Source organism: Streptomyces sp. NPDC096079 (genome assembly GCF_040303145.1).
In the GTDB taxonomy this organism is placed as follows: domain Bacteria; phylum Actinomycetota; class Actinomycetes; order Streptomycetales; family Streptomycetaceae; genus Streptomyces.
Genome location: NZ_JBEOST010000004.1, coordinates 169889 through 189740 on the forward strand (window position 1 = coordinate 169889; position 19852 = coordinate 189740).

10 protein-coding genes and 1 pseudogene are annotated in these 19852 nt (G+C 65.5%); 3 read left to right on the top strand and 8 right to left on the bottom strand.

What is annotated here, in order from left to right; genetic code table 11:
- Positions 1-25: 25 nt before the first annotated feature.
- Positions 26-1675: an AbeC-like domain-containing protein gene (locus ABTY59_RS11215; RefSeq protein WP_352018641.1), complete on the bottom strand. Its 1650-nt coding sequence runs from the start codon at positions 1673-1675 to the stop codon at positions 26-28.
- 1221 nt (positions 1676-2896) lie between these two features.
- Here ABTY59_RS11215 and ABTY59_RS11220 point away from each other — a divergent pair.
- Positions 2897-3400: a very short patch repair endonuclease gene (locus tag ABTY59_RS11220; protein WP_352018642.1), complete on the top strand. Its 504-nt coding sequence runs from the start codon at positions 2897-2899 to the stop codon at positions 3398-3400.
- A 124-nt stretch (positions 3401-3524) separates the two neighbouring features.
- Here ABTY59_RS11220 and ABTY59_RS11225 read toward each other — a convergent pair whose 3' ends face one another.
- The 4 genes and pseudogenes from ABTY59_RS11225 to ABTY59_RS11245 form a co-directional block, all read right to left on the bottom strand.
- The gene (locus tag ABTY59_RS11225; RefSeq protein ID WP_352018643.1) at positions 3525-8561 is read right to left on the bottom strand and encodes an FtsK/SpoIIIE domain-containing protein; all 5037 of its coding nucleotides are present in this window, start codon (positions 8559-8561) and stop codon (positions 3525-3527) included.
- Complete coding sequence (locus tag ABTY59_RS11230) at positions 8558-9997, bottom strand: hypothetical protein (protein WP_352018644.1); 1440 nt, start codon at positions 9995-9997, stop codon at positions 8558-8560. Before ABTY59_RS11230 ends, ABTY59_RS11225 begins: the two co-directional genes overlap by 4 nt.
- The gene (locus ABTY59_RS11235) at positions 9997-11829 is read right to left on the bottom strand and encodes a hypothetical protein (RefSeq protein ID WP_352018645.1); all 1833 of its coding nucleotides are present in this window, start codon (positions 11827-11829) and stop codon (positions 9997-9999) included. The genes ABTY59_RS11230 and ABTY59_RS11235 overlap by 1 nt, the downstream gene beginning before the upstream one ends.
- Positions 11830-12382: 553 nt before the next feature.
- Positions 12383-12481: pseudogene (locus ABTY59_RS11245) on the bottom strand (hypothetical protein); the annotation flags it as partial.
- 810 nt (positions 12482-13291) lie between these two features.
- Here ABTY59_RS11245 and ABTY59_RS11250 point away from each other — a divergent pair.
- A complete protein-coding gene (locus ABTY59_RS11250; RefSeq protein WP_352018646.1) occupies positions 13292-14437 on the top strand; it encodes a DNA cytosine methyltransferase in 1146 nt (381 codons plus the stop codon).
- Positions 14438-14811: 374 nt separating this feature from the next.
- Here ABTY59_RS11250 and ABTY59_RS11255 read toward each other — a convergent pair whose 3' ends face one another.
- Both ABTY59_RS11255 and ABTY59_RS11260 read right to left on the bottom strand, forming a co-directional pair.
- Positions 14812-15762, bottom strand: a complete 951-nt coding sequence (locus ABTY59_RS11255; RefSeq protein ID WP_352018647.1) for an NAD-dependent epimerase/dehydratase family protein — start codon at positions 15760-15762, stop codon at positions 14812-14814.
- A 20-nt stretch (positions 15763-15782) separates the two neighbouring features.
- Entirely contained in the window at positions 15783-17078 is a 1296-nt protein-coding gene (locus tag ABTY59_RS11260) for a nucleotide sugar dehydrogenase (protein WP_352018648.1), read from the bottom strand.
- A gap of 356 nt (positions 17079-17434) precedes the next feature.
- Here ABTY59_RS11260 and metG point away from each other — a divergent pair, with 356 nt between their 5' ends.
- Entirely contained in the window at positions 17435-19159 is a 1725-nt protein-coding gene (gene metG, locus ABTY59_RS11265) for a methionine--tRNA ligase (protein WP_352018649.1), read from the top strand.
- Between the two features lie 32 nt (positions 19160-19191).
- Here the strand turns inward: metG and ABTY59_RS11270 are convergent, their stop codons facing one another.
- On the bottom strand, positions 19192-19830 hold the full coding sequence (locus ABTY59_RS11270) for a histidine phosphatase family protein (RefSeq protein ID WP_352018650.1): 639 nt from the start codon (positions 19828-19830) through the stop codon (positions 19192-19194).
- Between the last annotated feature and the right edge of the window lie 22 nt (positions 19831-19852).

Below are 19852 nucleotides of genomic sequence, written 5' to 3' on the forward strand. Positions count from 1 at the left end.
CTGGGCTCCTGGCTTGTTCGAAGGGTCAGTTGCTCATGGACGGATTGGCCGAGAGGGGCGCTGCCTGGACGGGGCCGGTCATGGTGCCGCCGTTCATGACGCCGAAGTTGTAGATCGCGGTGGACTGCTGGCGGTAGGCGGCGATGTCGACGTTGTGGTCGCGCAAGAAGATCTCCGTGGAGTCGAAGACCCTGCGTTGCATCATCTGCACGTAATAGCGGGCGTCGTCGTACGCGTGCATGTCGTCCAGGCGGCGGGTGCTGTAGACCTCGCGGAGGCTCACGGGGCCGCTGCCGGGGTCGAGCTCGGGGCGCGGGCGGGTCTTGCGGCGTAGAAGACGGTCAAGGCCGACGTAGACGTCCACGAGCGCGTTGAAGGCGGCCCGGGCCAGCCACGTGGGAGTGAGCGGGACGGCCGGGACGAGCCCGGCCACCCTCGGATTGAGGGGCCCCATGATGTGGGGGCGAACGGTGACGCGCAGGAAACCGCCTTGGTACGCGAAGTGGACGAGAACTGCCGCCACGAGCTCCCCGTTCCAGGCGGTGACCCGGGCCCAGATGTATCGACGGGCGACCTCCTCGGCGGGCTTGTCACCGGTCTCGTCCACGGCGAGGGCATGGAGGCTGCGCCAGGTGTCGTCATCGATCTGGCTCCACCGCTTCTGGTGGATGCCGGAGATTCCCACGACCTCCACCCGCAGTTTCGGATGGCTCTGGTGGTGGGAAGGTGCCGGGTCGTCGAGACGGCGTGCGATGTAAGCGTGCAGCTGAGCGGCGGTGAAGTGCTTCAGCGGTTTCTTGGCCACCGGCTCGTTGTGCTTCGTCAACGCGTCGAGCACCGCCTTGGCCACCGCCGCCATGTCGGGGCTTCCGGAGCGCACCGTCGGTGAGCCAGGGCTCGGGAACGGTTCCGCTGCGGCATCGTGCTCGGCGTCCTGGTTCTCAGGGGCCGGCTCGACATCGATGCCGATGACGGCCTCGTGCCACGCTTGGAGTCCCGCCCCGATGAATCGGTGCCGGTCGCCGGTCGGGCGGCATTCGTATTGGTAGGGCAGGGCGTAGGCCTGATCCGCTGCCTCAGGCGCTTGCAGTTCCCCGGCCAGTAGGGCATTGAGCCGCAACTGCGCCAAGTAGCGATCCACCAGGTGCACGCCCCATGACCCGGCCAGTAGGACGAGGGCCGCCCACCCCGCACCGAGGGTACCGACGCCTGTCTGCCACGCGACGGCAGCGACGAGGACCACGATCGCCGTCCGGCGTCCACGCATGTGCCGGACGGCCCGGTCGCACGCGTGCACCACCGGCTCCTGGTGGAAGCCGTAGACCGGCACCGGTCGGGCCGGCTTCTTGATCCGACGACGGACCCAAACGGCGTAGTCCTCGCCCAGTACGACCGCTGGGGGCGCCGGCTCTTCTTGTTCGGCGACCTCCTGGGGCTTCTCCGGGAAGATCCATCGCAGACGCTTCCGCACCGCGGCCTTCAGCGCTTTCCAATGCTGCGCCAGGATGGCGCGGAGGACGGCCCACCAGTCGGCACGGACGAAGGCTGCAGCGCTCAACCGACGGGTGACGCCTTCGGTGTAGGTGCCGTGGCCGATCGTCTCTCCAACTTTGGCTGCGGTGCCCAGAGGTACCGCAGGAGCTGAGAACACCGACTGGTGCTCCGCGTACGACAAGGTCCCACCCCCGTGTCTCCTCGTGTCGACCGCGCTGAAGATCAGGGGCGGACACAGAGGGGCATCGTCCTCGGGTGGAGGAGGGGGCGCCATACCGCAAACCTGCACAAGGCGGTCGGTGAGGTGTTCCGGGCGGACAATGACCGAAAGCCACCCCCTCGTGGAGGGGCTGTTTGAGTGCTCAAGATTTTCGGTTCGGGCCGAATCGAGTGCTTGGGGCGGCCGGTGACCCACCCTCGCTGTCTACGCGAAGGGCGCGACGTGTGTTCATCCCGAGGGACGGGGCCTCATTCGGAGCTGGGGGCGGACACGTCGCCCCGGGGGCCGGGCGCGCCGATCGTTCGATCGCCATTGAGGAGCTGTGCGTAACCGGAGAATGCCTTCCGTCGCGCGCCTCCGCAGGGCTCGAACCTTTGTCAAGTGCTTATAAGGCACTTGGCGGGTGGGGGCATGAGGTGGCTCTGACCTGCTGCTTTGTGTTCAGCTGCGGGGCAGTGGGTCAAACTTCCGACGCTTCCGGGACGAGGATGCGGCGGGATGGCCGGTCTGCGCTTCCCTGGGCAGTCTGGCGAAGCGCTCATCCGGGTGGCGTCCTTGAACCTGCAACCTCTTCGTCCCGAATGAGGTTCGGGCTGGATAGGCACCGGGCGGTTTGGTGTATTGCCTGTTCAGAGTGTTGGGGTGCGGTGGTCTTGGGGGCGTTACCCAACGCTACCCCTGGTCGCGCCTGCGGATCTACGTGTCACAGAGGGTGATGCTCCCGGGCTGCCCTGATCGCCGGACCGGCCAGGGCAGCCCAGTCCTACCTGGGGACTGGCAGACTGCGATTGTGATACGCGAACCAGCAGAACTTCAGATCGATGACGACGGCCGTGTGTCCCTGCCACTGGGGCTCCTCGCGGAGGCGGGCCTGGATGCAGGCGTCCGGATCCTGGCGTTCAGCGACGGCGACGGGCGCATTGTGCTGCAGTGAGAGGTAGACGCCTTCAAGGCGCTGCTGCAAAACGGGACTCTGTGAGTGAAGATCCCGCCGTCGCGAGGCCACTCCCGTTGCAGTGATCGGGGATCGTCGGTGTACGGCCGCGTGGCGGCCGTGGGTGCGAGGCTTGCGACCGCGCGCCCTCGCCACAGGGAAGCGCCGAGAATAGAGCTGGACGGACAGGAACCGGTCCTCGCCAGGCGGGACGCTCCGGAGGAAGCTGTCTCTGAGCTGCTGGAGATATGAGCGAGCAAGAACTACCAAAAGCGCCGGCCGAGCAGTGGACACCGCCGGAGGGGTCGTGGGCGTCGTCGGCCGCGACCCGGCGGAGCATGCTTGGCAACCGGAGTCGTGATACTGCGCCCGAGCTGCTCCTCCGCTCGCTTGTCCACGCCGCTGGACTGCGCTACCGGGTAGCGGCAAAACCGCTCCCGAAGATGCGCCGCACAGCCGACATGGTCTTCCGCCCTGTGAAAGTCGCAGTCTTCATCGACGGCTGCTTCTGGCACGGCTGCCCGGAGCACTTCGTGATGCCCAAGACGAACCAGCCGTACTGGGAAGAAAAGATCGGCCGGAACATCCAGCGCGACCGGGACACAGACGACCGCCTCGCGGAAGCGGGCTGGCTGGTGCTCCGTTTCTGGGAACACCTCGAACCAGAGGCGTGTGCTGCCACTGTCATCGAGGCAGTGGCAGCTCGGCGGCAGGAGGCCCCGGCCTCGAAGTGTCCGAGGAAGACCTCCTGACCGTCGCGTCGCTGGCCGCAACAGTCAGCTGAACTCCGCCGGGTTCAGCGAGAAGAGCTCGTACCGCTGGTGGCCTCCTTGGCTTCTCTACGAGATGGAGTTGATCAAATGCGACGGGACCTGGTCAGCTGCCGTCGTAGGCCACCTGCAGTCGTGTGGTGCCCTTAGCCGTGTGGAGAAAGGCGTCGCCCTGTCCGGCCAGAGCTTCGGCTCCAGTCTCGTCCAGAATGATGCGGCTGTCGGTCGCCGTCTTGACGCGCAGGGCGAGTTGGGCAGGGAAGTTGGAGCGGATGGTCGTAGAAATAACGTCCGCACTCGGTCGCTGCGTGGCTGTGATGACGTGGATGCCCGCAGCGCGGGCCTTCTGCGTCAGGCGCTTGAGCAGCGCTTCGATCTGCTTCTTCTCTTCGGGATCGCTAGTGAGATCGGCGTACTCGTCCAGGACGATGACGATCCAGGGCTTTCGGTCTGCTTTGTCGACCTTGGCGTTGTACTCGACGAGCTTGCGTGTGCGGATCGACTTCATGTCCTTGTAGCGCACGGCCATCTCTTCGACCGTTTCCTCAAGAATCTCGATAGCGTCGGCGGCGTCCATACCGATCATGCCGTCAAGGTGCGGGTCGTCCTCGAAGTCGACAAGCTCGGTGCCCTTGGGATCGACAAGGCGGAGTCGCAGGGTGCTCTTGTCGTACCGGACCAGGCCCTTGAGGATCGTGTCCAGCGCGACTGACTTTCCAGATCCGGTAGTGCCGGCCACCAGCAAGTGAGGTGAGTCTGCGGAGGACAGGTCAATGGTGACCGGGTTGCCTTCGATGTCGGCGCCCAGCGGGGCGATGAGACGCTCGGGGTCGGCCGGGCACCGCTGCCACAGCGCCTTGGCGTCGACCCCATACTTCTCGTCGTCGATCTTGGGGATCTCGAACAGCACGGAGCCGCGGTCGCTGCGGGTACGAATGCTGAACCCGGAGGGCAATGCCAGAGCCAGAAAGATCTCGTCGCGTCGGTTGGTCAACTTATCCACGGTGACCCCAGGATTGGGGATGAACCGGAAGATGTAGAAGCCGGGTCCCTCCTGCCACTTGCCGACCTCCGGTGCGGTGACCGCGACCTTGTGGCGGGCAAAAACGTCAACGATCTTGTTGTATCTAAGCGCCAGCTCCTCCTCGGAGAGCCCACCGCGATAAGCCTTCAGAGGGACAGGGGCTACCTCTGAGGCAGGGTGACGCGCAAGTGCCGATCCGGGCAGGGCTGTTCGAGTGGCCGTCCCGCCAGCCTCGGCAGGTGCCGTTGGTTCTTCCGGATTGGGTAGTTCGGCGGAAAGGCCCGCAGAAGAAGTCTTGACGACAGTATTGGCGGCCTTCACGGTCCCGCTGAGGTCCCCAGAGACAACAATGGGATCGGCGTTGGCGGGGTCCTGCTTGGCGCGCAGAGCGCCGATTAGGTTCAGCAGTTCCCGTTTGTTCAGCCTCACCAGGGTGTGCCTGCCGAGGCTTCCGACCGCGGGTGCCGGCTGGTCATCCTCGGCCGAGATGGCCACGGCAACCCCAGTGACTTGACCGAGCTGGACATCCTCGGAGCGTAGGGCATCAAGGACCTTCGCCTCGACCTGGCGGTGGTCGTCATTGCCGATCAGGGTGCGGGCTGGAAGGTCTTCGGCCTGCGTGGTCTTTCCACTGGTCTGAGCGATCGCGGCGGCAAGCTCGTCCAGCCAGAAGGGACGGTCGTGGCGAGCCTCGCCGTCCGAACGGAAGGCATCCCCACACAGGTCGGTCGTGCGGTTGAGCTGTTCCTCAGCCGAACCGACGTCGAAGGTCTGGCGGAACTTGGACTCGGCGACCAGGACATCCAGGCGAACACTGCCGTCCTCCTGGACCGTCAGCACAAACCGGCCGAGGTCGGCACGGGTCTTGTGTCCGCGGCCGAACCAGCGGTGGTGCTCGTCGAAGCTGATCCAGGTGACCAGGCTCGTGCCCTGCCGAGAGACGGGAAACTGCTGGTCGATGACAAACCGCGTGGCAACCAGGCCGACGACTTCGTTGACCGTGGTGCCAATGCCGAGGGAGCGCAGCACGGCGCCAGGGGCCACGTTGCGGCCGACCTCGTAGATTCGTTTAGCGGTGCTTTCCGAGTCCTGCGGGGTGACGACGCCGATCTGCTCAAGGCGGCGGCGCAGTCGCTGGACGACGAACTGCCGACCGGTCTGCGAGCTGACAATGAGGGTGTAGGACTCATTCTTGCCGACGCTGGGCTTGACGAGAATGACGTCAGGGCGGTTGCGCAGGGCGTCGATCTGCTCACGGCCGATGAAGCTGTCGAGAGTGACGACCCAGTGGGCCACACGGTGCAGGGTCTCGAACAGCTCCTGGTGCTGGTCGAACTGCACCTGCATCTCGAAGTAGTCGATGCCGTCGACACTCTCCCGGGAGACTGGGGAACGGCGGTCGTAGCGCACGCACAAGGTCGACCAGGACTCAAGAGTCTCGTCGGCGGTCTCAGGCAACAGCGCTCTCACGACGTTCTCGCTGGTCTGAGCCAGGTTGTGTGAGGCTGGGTGCTTCCAGGGGTTGAAGGAACCCGACAAGGACTCCTTCTTGGTGCTCTCCTTCACACTGGTCTGTGCGCCGAACAGTGCCGGCGCCAGAGCGAGGTCGATGGTGTCCTCCAGCCCTGACAGGTCTGCTTCCTGGTCGGGCTCCCACGCCTGAAGAATCAGTTGGACATCAGGCAGGAAGCTGTCGTCGGACATCTCCGCACCGGAGAACTGCAGGTCGAAACCCTGGATGATCTCGTGGTGGGTGGACTGCGGAGCCAGTACAACTAGATCGACTTTCAGACGAGGGTTCTTGGCCCGCATCTGCTTTGCCACGCGCATCGGCAGGACAGGGTCGCCGTTGCGGTCCAGAAGCAGTACGCGCAACCCATCAAGCTTGTGGGGGTAGGTCGTCAGGTAGTCGGTGATGACGCGGACCATCTCGTCGATCGCGGTCTCGTCGACGCTGGAGAGCCAGTCCTTGGACTCGTTTCCGCCGTAGCGGACCGGTGCGTACTCCTCGTGCCCGGCCGATTCCCGCATCGGAATGGCAATCGTGCCGCCGGGACCGACGAGGACCGCCGGTGTCCCATGAGGGGAGATGCGGTCGATGGCGTCGAAGAAGAGCTCCTCGTTTTCCTGGTTGAGGCTCAGACCTCCCTCCTTGTTCAGGGCGGTGACGATGCTCCCGGCAGCCTCCTCGTAGTTCTTTGCCAGCCAGCGCAGCTTCAACGGGTGAGTGGCCAGCATCATCATGCGGTGGTCGGCCAGCCCGACGACATCGGTCAGGACGACAGCCTCGAGGTCTGCGTTCGGAGCGTTGTTGGGAACCAGAGTGGTGCGAGCTTCGCGGAGCACGCCTTCCCACTCGCGTACATAATCGTTGATCTTCCCGGCGTCAAGCCCGTCGCAGAACCGGTTGAAGTGCTCCAGCCTGAGGCGCTCCAGCTGACTGGCGAACTGCGACGTGGGCACGGGCACGGGCTCGTCGACCTGCCACTGCCGGGGGTCGTTGAACTTCTCGAGGAAATTGTCGAAGGTCAACTTGCTGGCATAGCCAGGGGGAGTTCGCCAGCCGTGGATGAGGGCCGCCAGCGCGATCTGCCCCGGAATGCCAAGAGGGTCCCAGCGAAAGCGTCGCTGGGCTCCGTCCATCTCGACCAGGATGCGCAGCGGGGCCCACTCTGTGTTCGGGTCGAACGGCTCGTCTTCCTCCGTCAGGGGCGGCTTGGTCAGGTCCAACAGGCACTTCTTGACGTCCAGGGTCAGGCGAAGACCGGTGGATTCCCGGACGTCATCCAGGGTGTTGGCGTACAGGAAGGCAAACAGCCAGCGGCTCCACCGCCCGGTTTCCTGGTTGCCTTCAAGTCCGACGACGACGGAGCCTTCGTCTTCATCGGAGAAGTAGGTCAGCTCGCGCAGCAGGGCACGCAGTGGGTCCTGGACGAACTGAGAGTCCGGAAAGGCAAGCTTCTCGACTTTGCGGCGTGACCGCTTGGACAACAGGTCAGCCAGCGACTCCGCTCCGCCGATAGGAGCCTCGTCAAGGAAGCGCTGTGCGGCTTCCTGATCTCCGCGGTCGAGTGCATCTTCGATCACCATGGCGTCGAACTCGTCGACCCGATCTTCGTCGGCCTTCTCGATATCCTGTCGGACCTGCTGGCCCAGGCCGATCTTCTTGGACTTCTGCTCGAAGACTTCCAGCCAGAGGGTCAGGTCCTGCTCGCGGCGCAACTGACGAGAATCCTGCGGAGTAGAGCCACTGCGATTGAGGTTGAGTACGAGGCTGCGCATGAGTGCCTTGGCAGTCTCAGAATCCGTACCGATGTGGTCCAGGGACTCATCGCTGAACTCGGTCGCGCTTATGCGGTCTATCAGGTCGTCCTCGGTGATCTCCTTGCCCGTGGGCTGTTTGAAGGCACTGACCGAGACGTTCTTCTTGATCCGGGTGGGCAGCGCGGCGGGCTTGATGAAGAGTTCGCGGTCTGGGAAGAGATCAAGAGCCGGCAGGGCTGCAGAGATCTCCGGGCAGACCATGTCAGGGGTGTGTACCTGAGTTGCTGCGACCTTCTGCGCAGTGTCGACCAGGAATGCCGCCCAGCGGTGCAAGGACCGGGGCTCCTCATCGGTGACGGCACCCCAGATCTCCGGCAGAAAGGTGCCCATCACGGCCGGAACGGTGCCGACACCCCCCGCCTCCATCCACGCTTCCGCCATGAACCTGTCGAACCCGCGCTCGCCGGCAGGGTCGCGGTAGTTGCCCAGGATCGTGGCGTCGTTCAGGGGGTTCATGGCCGCCAGGCCCTGTGCGTCCGGAGACTGCCCCCACTCGAACAGCAGCACTGCCTTGCCCTGTCCCGAATTTCGCCACTTGGTCAGTTGGTCCTGCGGCCCCAGCAGGTATTCAGCAGGTACACCTTCGATTGGCTCTGAGGTGCCGACCTTGACGACAATCTGACGGTCCGGCGCGCTCGATAGCTGCTGGGCGGTGCGGCGGAGAGCCTCGGCCACGGTCGGCCGGTCGAAGCCACTGACCCGTAGCGCGGCGCGGGCTCCGTTGGCCTCAGTGACCTTGCGGAGTGCTTCGTCGGCGACGAACCGGCCGAGCGCTCGGATACTGCTGTCGGTCACCGGGGCTCTCCTCGAACCATGCTGGTTGCATCTGAGTATTGAGTGAGCAGACCAATAGCGGCGAGCTTCTCCCGGAACGCCTTGCCGTTGTGGTCAAGGACCGATGGGTCGACCTCGTAGGCCAACGGACTCGCTGCCGCGACTTTGTCTTCCATCACAAGCCCATACTTCTCGTACAGGAGCGTGCAGAACTTATCGAACTCCATCTCCGCGTCCTGCGCGACGGTGGCAGAGACCAGAGCCTCGAGCATCGGAGGCTTCATGGTGAAGTGCCGGCGCCCGCCCGTCGCGTTCAGGGCTCCGACTGCGGCGAGGGTCTCGCTGAAGAACGCTCGGGGTGAGGCGACCGCGGTCCCACCCTCCTTCGTGAATCTCCCGTAGCGCCGCTTTTTATCCTCGTCGTCTTCGGCTTCGCCGATCATCACCCGAGCCTGGACGTTGATCGCATTGACGATGTCGTTGCGGAAGCCAGCGAGGTTCTTCTGCGATTCCCTGCGCAGCGGGGTTGCCTCGTTGCCGAAGTCCAACAGGATCGACTCGCGGTTGGTGGCACCGAGCTTGGTGCGTGCGAGGTGGAGCTGGTGGCGTGCCAAGCAGTAGGGGACCCAGTGCATGAGGCTCTCAGTGCGCTTGGCCCTCGGGACCGTAGCGATCCGAGTGACGATGTTGCAGGTCCCCTCCCTGAGTAGATCAGGCCACGGGCTGAGGTCCTCATACAGCTCGATTCCTGTGTCTGAGCCTTCCACGGGCGCTTCGTCGTAGTCGAAGTCGTGCGCGCTGAGGGCCTTGGCGAGATTGCCCAGCGGGGTTCCACTGTCCTGCACGAGGTCGCACAGGCCCTGTCGGGTCGCTTCCTTGCGGTCAGGATCGGGGTCGGCACGAAGGACTTTGTAGGCCCAACTCCCACCATCGCGAAAGAGGTAGCGCTCGATACTCGGAGCGTTGATGCCGACAGCGACCTTGGTGGCCTGCTTGCGCTTCTTCGCGCTCTTCTTGGCATCGATTTGCTTGACTCGTCGTTCGACTGCGTCGTAGTGAATGAGTTCACCAACGAACGGATAGATGTGCGCGCCGAACCAACTGGGCTGGCTGCGACGCCCTGGGATCTCCACCAACAAGGACGAGAACAGGGCGTGGAGCGTTTCCATAGTCTCGGGAGAGTCCAGCTCGACGGCCTTGCCGAGTTCCTCATCGCCCTCGACAATGCGGGTCTTGGTCGCGATCCGCCGGGCCAGGTCGTGCGAGGTCCTCTTGTAAGCCGTGCCAGCTCCGTTGTCTAGGAGCCCTGCGAACTTCTCCGGGTCTTCCTGATGCGCCAGGTAGATGCCGCGGGCGATCGCGAGCATCTCAAGCGGGACGTAGAAACCGCGGCCCTGCTGTTCGAGATTCACCCCGAAGAGGCGAAGGACGACCTCGGCCTTGGAACGATCAGCCATTACGCACGCACCGACCTGATCTTGTCGCCAACGTCGATCATGAGCTTTCGCATGACGTTGCCCACCAGTACCTGGATCTCGTCGTCCTTGTTCGACGAGTCAGCCAGCTCAGCCAGGGACCCACTCAGGCCGCGGATCTCTGCCTCGTGCTGCACCTCGCTGCGCAGGCCCGCGGCCCACCGCGTCAACAACTCGAAACGCAAAAGGTCCGCTTCCACCGAGACTGCGTCCTGGTCAGGGGCGACGGCCGGGATACGGATGTAGATGGCCCGGTTGAGCCACTCGACGGCGTTCCGCATCTCGGGGGTGGTGCTCGTGCCAGCTTCCCTTTGCCACTGGGTGACCTGGTCGACCACCTCGACGCCCTTGCTGGGCACTCGCCGGGAGATCACGGCCGCGCGGGCGCGGTGTGTGAAGAAGGCGGGGTCAAGTACGAAGAAGTCAGGGTTGCTCGCTGCTCGGTGAATGCCCTGGGCGGCCTCCAGGCCCTTGAGGAATCGGTCTCGCACTCTGGTGTCTGCCGGATCCCGGTTCTTGTCCTGGACACGCACAAAGTCGTCGCCAGCCTGCAGGCCCATGCGGGCGAAACGGTCCGTGTCGTCGTCACTGTTGAAGAAGTCGGCTCGCCGCAGGAACGTGTACAGGCCCCGCAACTGTTCGGCCTGCTTCTGGGCGTCCCGATTCGTGCGGACCTTCTGCAGGTAGCTGCTGGCGTCCGCGGGAGGGAAGTCGCCCGCCGTGTCAGGGTCCAGTCGGTCGTCGACCTGGCGACGGGAGACCCGGCCCGGGTCCAACTTCCGTAGCGCGAAGAAGGCAGGAACCAGATGACGCTGTTGCTGACTCAACCGGTCACCGAAGAGCGCTTGGTGGTACAGGTGGGGAGCTTGCCACAGCCGGTTCGAATGCGACCGCTGGTACCTGGCGTGGACGTCATCGCAGGACAGGCCGCCGGTGAGCATGTAGCTGGTCACCGATAGCGCCTGACGTGTCGTGATTACGGCCCCGGTCTGCTCGGCCGCAGCAAACATGTCCCGGATCGCGGCCCGGCGCTGAGGCCCGCGGGTGGGATCACTCAGTTCGTTGCGGTTGGCCAGGATCGGGCAGACCTCGCGTGCATCACAGGTCTCGCAGCGCTTCCACCGCGACGACTGGGTAGTTGTCCACTGCTTCAGAACCCAAGGGATGAGCCCGCCGTTGGAGCTGTCGGCCGCTACGGACTGGTAGTTGAGGTTGATGACGGTGACTGCACCATGAGGATCACTGACCTGCCCGCGAACTATGCCTTCCGTTAGGGTCTGCACTAGAACCTTGGCGCGCCCAGTGCCGACTTTGCCAAGGTTGTCATCCTCGGCAACGCACTTGCGCAGTTGGCCCTCGTTCGCGCAGATGATCGCGATGCCATTGTCCGGAGGGTCGAGAAGCTCAACGAGCTTGTGGGCACCAGCCTGCGGGCTGAGCTCGCTCAGATCGCTGAGGATGTACAGCGGGCGGCCGCTACGGGTCCGGCCGACAGGGCGGCTCGCGCCTTTTGCCTCGGACAGCTCGAGGAAGACCGCCTTCCGGACATCTGGCGTGATCGGCTCATCGCCGGCCAGTAGTTGGGCCAGAAGGCTGGCACACAGGCTCGTCTTGCCATGTCCGGCGTCTCCGGTGAGGACGATGGTCTTCGTGGTCTGTCGCTCGATGGCACTCAGCAGGTAGTCCAGCGTCACAACGGGGAACTGTGGCTGTGTCCAGTCTGCCTGCAGCTCGTAGACCATCTCAGAGGCGTCGACGTCGAACGGCTGGTAACGACGTATCCGTTGGACGTGCTTGTTGACCTCTAGCGGCATGCTGCTGTCCTTCGTCGACCGAGCCGGGAGCTGCAGAATTTTAGCTGCCAGCACGCCCGACGGTAGATCAAATGCCACGACTAGGCGCGAAAGTGCCCCTGGCTCGCCAGTGCGTGGCGATGCCGCAAGCCATGAGGATTGTCAATCCCCTCGAACTGTGGAGTCCTGCCTATGCAGCCAGCTCCACGGTGAGGCCGGCCCAGTACTCGATCTCGTAGCCGATCGGGCTCTTGAACCCGCACACGTTGCGTAGTCGGTGGGTGTTGTGGAAGATCACGCCTCGGACGTCGCCGCTGCGGGAGGCCGCTGCGTGTTCAGCGCGGCCACGACCAGGTCCGCGTCGCGGTGGGCGCCCATCGCGTAGCCGAGCAGGCGCCGGGAGAACAAGTCGATGACCGTAGCGAGGTAGAGCTCGCTTGCCCTCCTCGGTGGGGATCTCCGTCATGTCGCCCGCCCAGACGGGATCAGGTTCCCGGGCGGTGAAGTCCCGTTTGACGAAGTCCGGCGCGGCTGGCCGCTTGCCCTGTCTGGTCAGTCCGCTTCGCCGCCTGACCACCTGGGCGACGAGGCCGAGCTCGGCCATTAGCTTCGCCACGGTTTTCACCGAGATGCGCCAGCCCCTGCGGACCGGTAGGACGAAGATCCTCGGCGATCCGTAGGCGCCTCAATCTCGTCGGCCAGCTGTTTCCGCCGCTGTTCACGCCCGATGGGCGGACGGTCGCGCCACTTGTAGACCACGACTCGCTCACGCCCTGAGCGTGGCACGTGACGGTGTGCGGGATGCCGTGCTCGGTCCCGTTGTCGCTGATCACCCCGGCCACGGCGGCCGCGTTCTCCGCCGTCAGCCGAGCGATCAACTCGTCCCTGTCCTCCGGCGTGGTCTTCCCGGCCCCGCTTCGCTCGCGAGACCCGGCTCGCCAACGTCGTCTCGTTGATCCCCAGGTCCTACGAGACCTCGGGGGCCGGCTTCCCGGTCTCGGTCGCGATCCGTACCGCCGCCCCCCTCGCGAAGCTCCGCCGTGAACTTACGACGCTTCTCCGTCATGACAACCGACATCCCCTGCTGTCACGGACTCCACGTTACGAGGGGAACCTCAGAATCGGCGATCACTGCTCTTGGCACTGCGACGCTCAAGGTTGCCTGCGATCCCTTCGAGGAAGCGCGGGACGTCGGCCTGTCGACGCCGCGGTAGCGACAGGGTTGTGGGGTGGTGGTCGTTGATGAGCTCATTCAGAGGCCCCCATTGCCCGAAGGCGAGCCGTAGAGCCGTCGCGGTCGGCACGTCAGGCGAGGGACAGGTGCCGGTCTGCAGCACGTGATCACCCTTGATCGAGTACGATGACCGCTCGTTCCGCCAGATCTACAAGCAAGTGCAGATGGGGGTCACACGTGGGTGAGCGACACCCCTTGCGGGCCAAGCGGCGGCCGAGATTTGAGGAGGGTGTCGGCTCCCTGCGAGTCGTGGACCTCTTCGCTGGCTGCGGTGGCCTCACCCTCGGTATCGCCCAGGCAGCACACAAGCATGGCGTCTCGCTCGATGTTCGTCTCGCGGTTGATTTCGAGGCGGCTCCCACCAAGGTCTTCACGGCCAACTTTCCCAAAGCCAACGTCCAACAGGGAACCGTCGAGTCCTTCTTCGATGGTGACCTTGGCGCCCCGTTGACCGCTCAGGAGGACGAGACCCTCTCCACGGTAGGAGAGGTGGATCTCCTGATCGGAGGGCCGCCGTGCCAGGGGCACAGCAACCTCAACAACCACACCCGCCGCGATGACCCCAAGAACCGCCTGTACCTGCGCATGGTTCGTGCCGCAGAGGTTCTGCGACCCAGCGCAGTCGTCGTTGAAAACGTGCTTGCCGTTGTCAATGACAAGCAGCAGGTGGTCTCCCGCGCCATCGTTCACCTCAAGAAGCTTGGATATGATGTCGCCACCAGCCGTATCGACCTACTCAAGCTCGGGGTTGCTCAGACACGAAAGCGCCACATACTGCTGGCCGTCCGTGAAGACGCGTTGCCTTTTGGTTTCTCGGCTGCTGACCTATTGAAGATCGAAGACCGCAATGCCGCACCGCATGACCTGCGTTGGGCAATCGGCGACCTGCTCGACGTGTCCGCCAAATCATTCTTCGATGAAGCTGCCGTACCCAACGCGGACAATCAGCGGCGTATGAAATATCTCTTCGATAATGACGAATACAATCTGCCGAACGAAGAGCGCCCCGTGTGTCACCGGGGCAATCACAATTACGTCGCAATGTATGGCCGTCTGTGGTGGGACCGTCCGTCTCAGACCATCACCAGCGGTTTTGCGACGATGGGTCGCGGACGCTTCGTCCACCCTGCTGTTCCTCGATGTCTGACCGCCCACGAGGCCGCGCGCATCCAAGGCTTCCCGGACTATTTCAAGATCGTCGATGAGAGGGTCAAGCCTCGCTACGAGCTGACTCGCACTGAGGTTCAGGTCATCATCGGCAACGCCGTACCCCCACCCCTGACCGAGGCGCTGACCTCCAGGCTCTTCGAAGCTGACGTTCTGCAGGTGAAGGACGATGTTGCCCGGCAGCTTGATGACGACTTCGCCGCCTCTGCTGTAGACCTTGCCTGCTGAGCCTGCAACGGACTGTTCCATCTGGAGCATTTGAGGCGTGTGAAATACACGTCTCACCGAGGGACGGGCTGGGTGGCCAGGAGGACGTCGCCGGGTTAGATGCCCCGGAGGAAGCTTTCACTGAGCTGTCGGAGGAAATGGGCTGTACCGTCGGGTGGCTTTCGAAGACGCCCCCGAAGGTGCGCCGTATAGCCGACATGGTCTTCCGTTCTAAGAAGTGGCCTTCTTTATTGACCGCGGCCCGGCGCAGGGTCTCGTTCGTGGCGCAGGCCCGTCTTCGGCAGATGTTGACGTGAGAGGTTGGAGAGAAGGCTCGCAGGGGGTGAGAAGCTCACTACTCTGCAAGCCTTCAAGGCGGTGACCGGGTTGACGGCTCAGATCGATGGTGTGACTCCGGTCTGCGAACGGAACCAGCCCGCCGACGTCGCGATTCCCTTCTGGATCAGTAATGGTGTCACTGTGGGGAAAAGTGCTCGCAGGCGAGCACTGTCCGCCTGTGAGTGAGAGACATCGCCGGCGCGCGGAGGCTTGTATTCCCGGTCGACGAGTTGCCCCGTCGCGGATTCGATCTCCTCCAGCAGGTCCAGCAGCGAGGTACGGGTTCCGAAGGCGAGGTTCACCGGGCGGGGGTCCACGACCCGGCGGAGGAGCGCGTCGGTGAGGACGTCGCAGACCGTGCCCACGTAGGTGAAGTCGCGCGTCTGGGTGCCGTCGCCGTGGATGGTCACCGGCCGGCCGGCGAGGACGGCGCTGATCCACTTCGGGATGACGGCGGCGTACGCGTGATCGGCGCGCTGGCCAGGGCCGTAGACGTTGAAGAAGCGGAAGGGCAGGACCGGAAGGCCGAAGCTGTGGTGGTAGGCGCTCAGGTACGCCTCCGTCGTGAGCTTGGTGACCGCGTACGGGCTCATCGGGGCGGACGCGAGGTCCTCGTGTTTCGGCAGATGGGGGTTGGCGCCGTAGACGGAGGACGAGGAGGCGGCGATCACGTGCGGGCCGCCGGCGCGGCGGGCGGCTTCGAGGACCTGGAGGGTGCCGGTCGCGTTGGCGTGGTGGCTGGCCAGGGGGTCTCGCAGGGAGCGCGGTACGGAGGGGAGCGCGGCCAGGTGGACGACGGCGTCGGCGCCGCGGAACGCCCGGTCGAGGAGGGCGGCGTCCTGGACGTCGCCCTCGAAGAACTCCACGTCGAGGCCGGCGAGGTTCGCCTTGTCCCCGGTGGAGAGGTTGTCGACGACCCGGAGTCGGGAGACCTGGGGCTGTTCGGTCAGGGCGCGGACGAGGTTGCTGCCGATGAATCCGGCGCCGCCGGTGATCACGATCTTCACGATGGTTCCCTTCGGAGAGATCAGAGAGAGTCGACGTGGGCGCCGGTGAGCCGGCGGCGGCAGTCGAGGATGTACGGGGAGTGCGCGCTGATCAGGGGATAGTCGAAGGCGTCGTGGTCCGCGAGAAGGACTACGGCGTCGGTCGTCGCGAGCAGGTCGGAGGTCACCTCGACCCGCCGGAGGCCCTCCAGACCGGCGGCGCGGGGGTGGGCGTCGTCCAGGACGTGGGGGTCGGCGGCCTGGACCTCGGCGCCCATACCGGTGAGGAGTTCGGCGATGCGGGCCGCCGGCGTCTCGCGGGCGTCCCCGGTGTTGGCCTTGTACGCCAGGCCGAGCAGCAGGATCCGGGAGTCCTTGAGCGGCTTCCCGTGTTCGTTGAGGCCCGCCACGAGACGCCGCACCACGTAGTCGGGCATGTGGTTGTTCACGTCGTTCGCCAGCTCGACGAAGCGGAAGTTCTGTCCCAGGGTCCGTTCGACCCGCCACGAGAGGTAGGAGGGGTCGACGGGCAGGCAGTGGCCTCCGACCCCGGGGCCGGGGGCGAAGCGCATGAACCCGAAGGGTTTGGTCGACGCGGCGTCGATGGCTGCCCAGACGTCGATGCCCAGCTCGTGGGCGAAGATCGCCAGCTCGTTGGCGAGGGCGATGTTCACGTGCCGGAAGGTGTTCTCAAGGAGCTTGGTCAGCTCCGCTTCCTTGCAACTGGCCACGGGCACGACCGTGTCCACGAGGGAGGCGTAGAAGTCGCGGACCGACTCCAAGGAGGACGGGGTGATGCCGGAGACGACCTTGGGCGTGTTCTCCAGCCTCCAGGTGGGATTCCCGGGGTCGATGCGCTCCGGGCTGTACCCGAGGTGGAAGTCCCGGCCGGCGGTCAGACCGGAGCCTCGTTCCAGGAGCGGGCGGAACACCTCCTCGGTCGTCCCGGGGTACGTGGTCGACTCCAGGACGACGGTCGCTCCACGGGTGAGGTGACGGCTGAGCGTCCGTGCCGCATCCTCGACGTGCGACAGGTCCGGCGCGCCGTCGTGCAGTGGCGTCGGGACGGTGACGACCGCCACGTCGAACCCGGCGCAGTCGGCAGGGTCGACGGTCGGCCGGTAGACGCCGGCGGCGAGGAGCGGTGCCAGCCGCTTGTCCGAGACGTCCTCGACGTACGACTCGCCGAGCACGAGCCGCTTGATCCGGCCGGCGTCAACGTCGAGGCCGACGACGCTGTGCCCCATCTCGGCAGCTCGCACCGCGAGCGGGAGCCCGACGTACCCCTGCCCGACGATGACGACGCGGAGTCGACGGGGCTCGTGGTTCCTGATCATGCGGTCCACCTCGCTGCGGTTCGGGGTTGGGGTTCGGGTGGCGGGGACGTACCCGCGGCGCGAGATCTGTCGTGGGCGGTGGCCGTAAGATGGGGACCGCCTCGGCCGTCCGGGACTCGCTTGGCCGCCTGTCTCGGACGGCCGAGTGCTTTTCGGGCGTGGCAAGGAGAGGCGGGAAAACCCACCGGCTGGCCCCACCCCCGGTTCGATACGATGACGGTGGCTTGCAGTCCCGTTCCGTCACCAAGAGTGACGCTGACGTGCGATCGGAGTGATCGCGTCGGCTGCGGCCTCCCGACCTGGGCCCGCCGTGGCAGCGCCACCGGCGCCGTACGTACGAAATGGAGCATCCAAGGATGGCTCGACACCTGGTAACCAGCGCGCTTCCCTACATCAACGGGATCAAGCACCTGGGCAACATGGTCGGGTCGATGCTTCCCGCGGACGTGTACTCCCGGTACCTCCGCCAGCGCGGTCACGACGTCCTCTACATCTGCGCCACCGACGAGCACGGCACGCCGGCCGAGCTGGCCGCCAAGGAGGCCGGGCTGACGGTCGCCGAGTTCTGCGCGCAGGCCCACGACGCGCAGAAGGTCGTGTACGACGGGTTCGAGCTGGCCTTCGACTACTTCGGGCGTAGCTCCTCGCAGCAGAACGTCGAGATCACCCAGCACTTCGCGCGGAAGCTGAACGAGAACGGCTTCATCGAGGAGCGGGCGATCCGCCAGGTGTACTCGCCGGTCGACGGCCGCTTCCTGCCGGACCGGTACGTCGAGGGCACCTGCCCGCACTGCGGCTACGACAAGGCCCGCGGCGACCAGTGCGAGAACTGCACCCGCGTGCTCGACCCGACCGACCTGATCAACCCGCGCTCGGCGATCAGCGGTTCCACGGACCTGGAGGTCCGCGAGACCAAGCACCTCTTCCTGCTGCAGTCCAAGCTCCAGCACGAGGTCGAGGAGTGGATCGCCACCGTCAGCGACCAGTGGCCGCACCTGTCCACGTCCATCGCCCGCAAGTGGCTGACCGAGGGCCTGAACGACCGCGCCATCACCCGAGACCTGGACTGGGGCGTCCCGGTGCCGGCCGACACCTGGCCGGAGCTCGCGGCCGAGGGCAAGGTCTTCTACGTCTGGTTCGACGCCCCGATCGAGTACATCGGCGCGACGAAGGAGTGGGCGGACGCCGCCTCCGACGGTGAGACCCGCGACTGGAAGTCGTGGTGGTACGAGGCCGACGACGCCGTCCGGTACACGCAGTTCATGGCCAAGGACAACGTCCCCTTCCACACGGTGATGTTCCCGGCCACCGAGCTCGGCGTGCGCGAGCCCTGGAAGAAGGTCGACGTCGTCAAGGGCTTCAACTGGCTGACGTTCTACGGCGGGAAGTTTTCCACCTCCCAGAAGCGCGGCGTCTTCACCGACGCGGCCCTGGAGATCCTCCCCGCCGACTACTGGCGCTACTTCCTCATCGCCAACGCCCCCGAGTCGGACGACTCCTCCTTCACTTGGGAGCATTTCACCGCCACGGTGAACAAGGACCTGGCCGACACCCTCGGCAACTTCGTCAACCGCGTGCTGTCCTTCTCCCGCAAGCGGTTCGGCGACGAGGCCCCGGCGGGACGTGCCGCCGGCGAGGTGGAGGCGAAGCTGGGCGAGGAGATCGCGCGGCTGCTTGCCGAGTACGAGGAGCAGATGGACGCGCTCCAGTTCCGCAAGGCCGCCGCCGCCCTGCGCGCCCTGTGGTCCGCGGGCAACTCCTACCTGGAGGAGAAGGCCCCCTGGACGGAGATCAAGACCGACCCGGACGGCGCCGCGCTGACCCTGCGCACCGCGATGAACCTGATCCACCTGTACGCGGTCGTCTCCGAGCCGTTCATCCCGACCACGGCCGCTGCCATGCGCGGTGCCTTCGCCCTGGTGGACGACACCGCGACCTGGGCGACCGCAGACCAGGCCAAGTCCCTGGACGCCGTCCCGGCCGGCACCGCGTTCACCGTCCCGCCGGTGCTCTTCGCGAAGATTACGGAGGAGGACCTGGAGTCCTACCGTGAGCGCTTCGGCGGCACCCCGGAAGCCTGAGAGGCATCCTCGGACCCGTACCGTCCCGACTCTCATCGGGCGGTACGGGCGTCGAGGACGGCGGGCAGGTCCGTGGGCGAGACGTTCATGAGCCGCACCCGCGGAGTCGGGCCGCTGATCTCCACGCAGGTGACGCCGGCGGACCCGGGCACGTGCTGGAGGTATCGGTCGAAGCCGTTCCCGGTGAGCCACAGCAGCAGGCAGGCGATGCCCCCACCGTGCCCGACGAGTACGGTCGTTCGCCGTGGCCCGGAGCAGACCTCGTCCCAGAGACCCACGTAACGGGCCTGGACGTCCTCCGACGACTCGCCGCCCGGCGTGCGGAGTTGGTGGATCGGCATCCCGTGGCGAGCGGCCTCGGAGGCGGCGAGCTCCCTCGGTCGGCCCCCGAGGTGACCGCTGTCCTTGGCGGCCAGACGCTCGTCGACGCGGACATCGACAGGGGCGAGCGCGGCGGTGAGGAGCTCCGCCGACTCCCAGCAACGGGACATCGGGCTGACGAGCATCTGGTCCACGGCGACCCCGGCCGCCGCGAGGCAGGCGCCGACCAACCGTATGTCGGCGCGACCGCGCTCGCTGAGCCGGCCGCCGACGGCGCGGCCCTGGTGGATGCCCTGGAGGTTCTCCTCCGTCTCGGCGTGCTTGATCAGGTAGACGTGCTGGGTGCTCATGGCGTCGTGTCCCCTCACTCCG

What these genes read in the sequence shown, in the direction of transcription:
- ABTY59_RS11220 (WP_352018642.1), top strand. Translation starts at nt 2,897, where the DNA reads ATGAGCGAGCAAGAACTACCAAAAGCGCCGGCCGAGCAGTGGACACCG.
- ABTY59_RS11230 (WP_352018644.1), bottom strand. Translation starts at nt 9,997, where the DNA reads ATGGCTGATCGTTCCAAGGCCGAGGTCGTCCTTCGCCTCTTCGGGGTG.
- ABTY59_RS11235 (WP_352018645.1), bottom strand. Translation starts at nt 11,829, where the DNA reads ATGCCGCTAGAGGTCAACAAGCACGTCCAACGGATACGTCGTTACCAG.
- ABTY59_RS11260 (WP_352018648.1), bottom strand. Translation starts at nt 17,078, where the DNA reads ATGATCAGGAACCACGAGCCCCGTCGACTCCGCGTCGTCATCGTCGGG.
- metG (WP_352018649.1), top strand. Translation starts at nt 17,435, where the DNA reads ATGGCTCGACACCTGGTAACCAGCGCGCTTCCCTACATCAACGGGATC.
- ABTY59_RS11270 (WP_352018650.1), bottom strand. Translation starts at nt 19,830, where the DNA reads ATGAGCACCCAGCACGTCTACCTGATCAAGCACGCCGAGACGGAGGAG.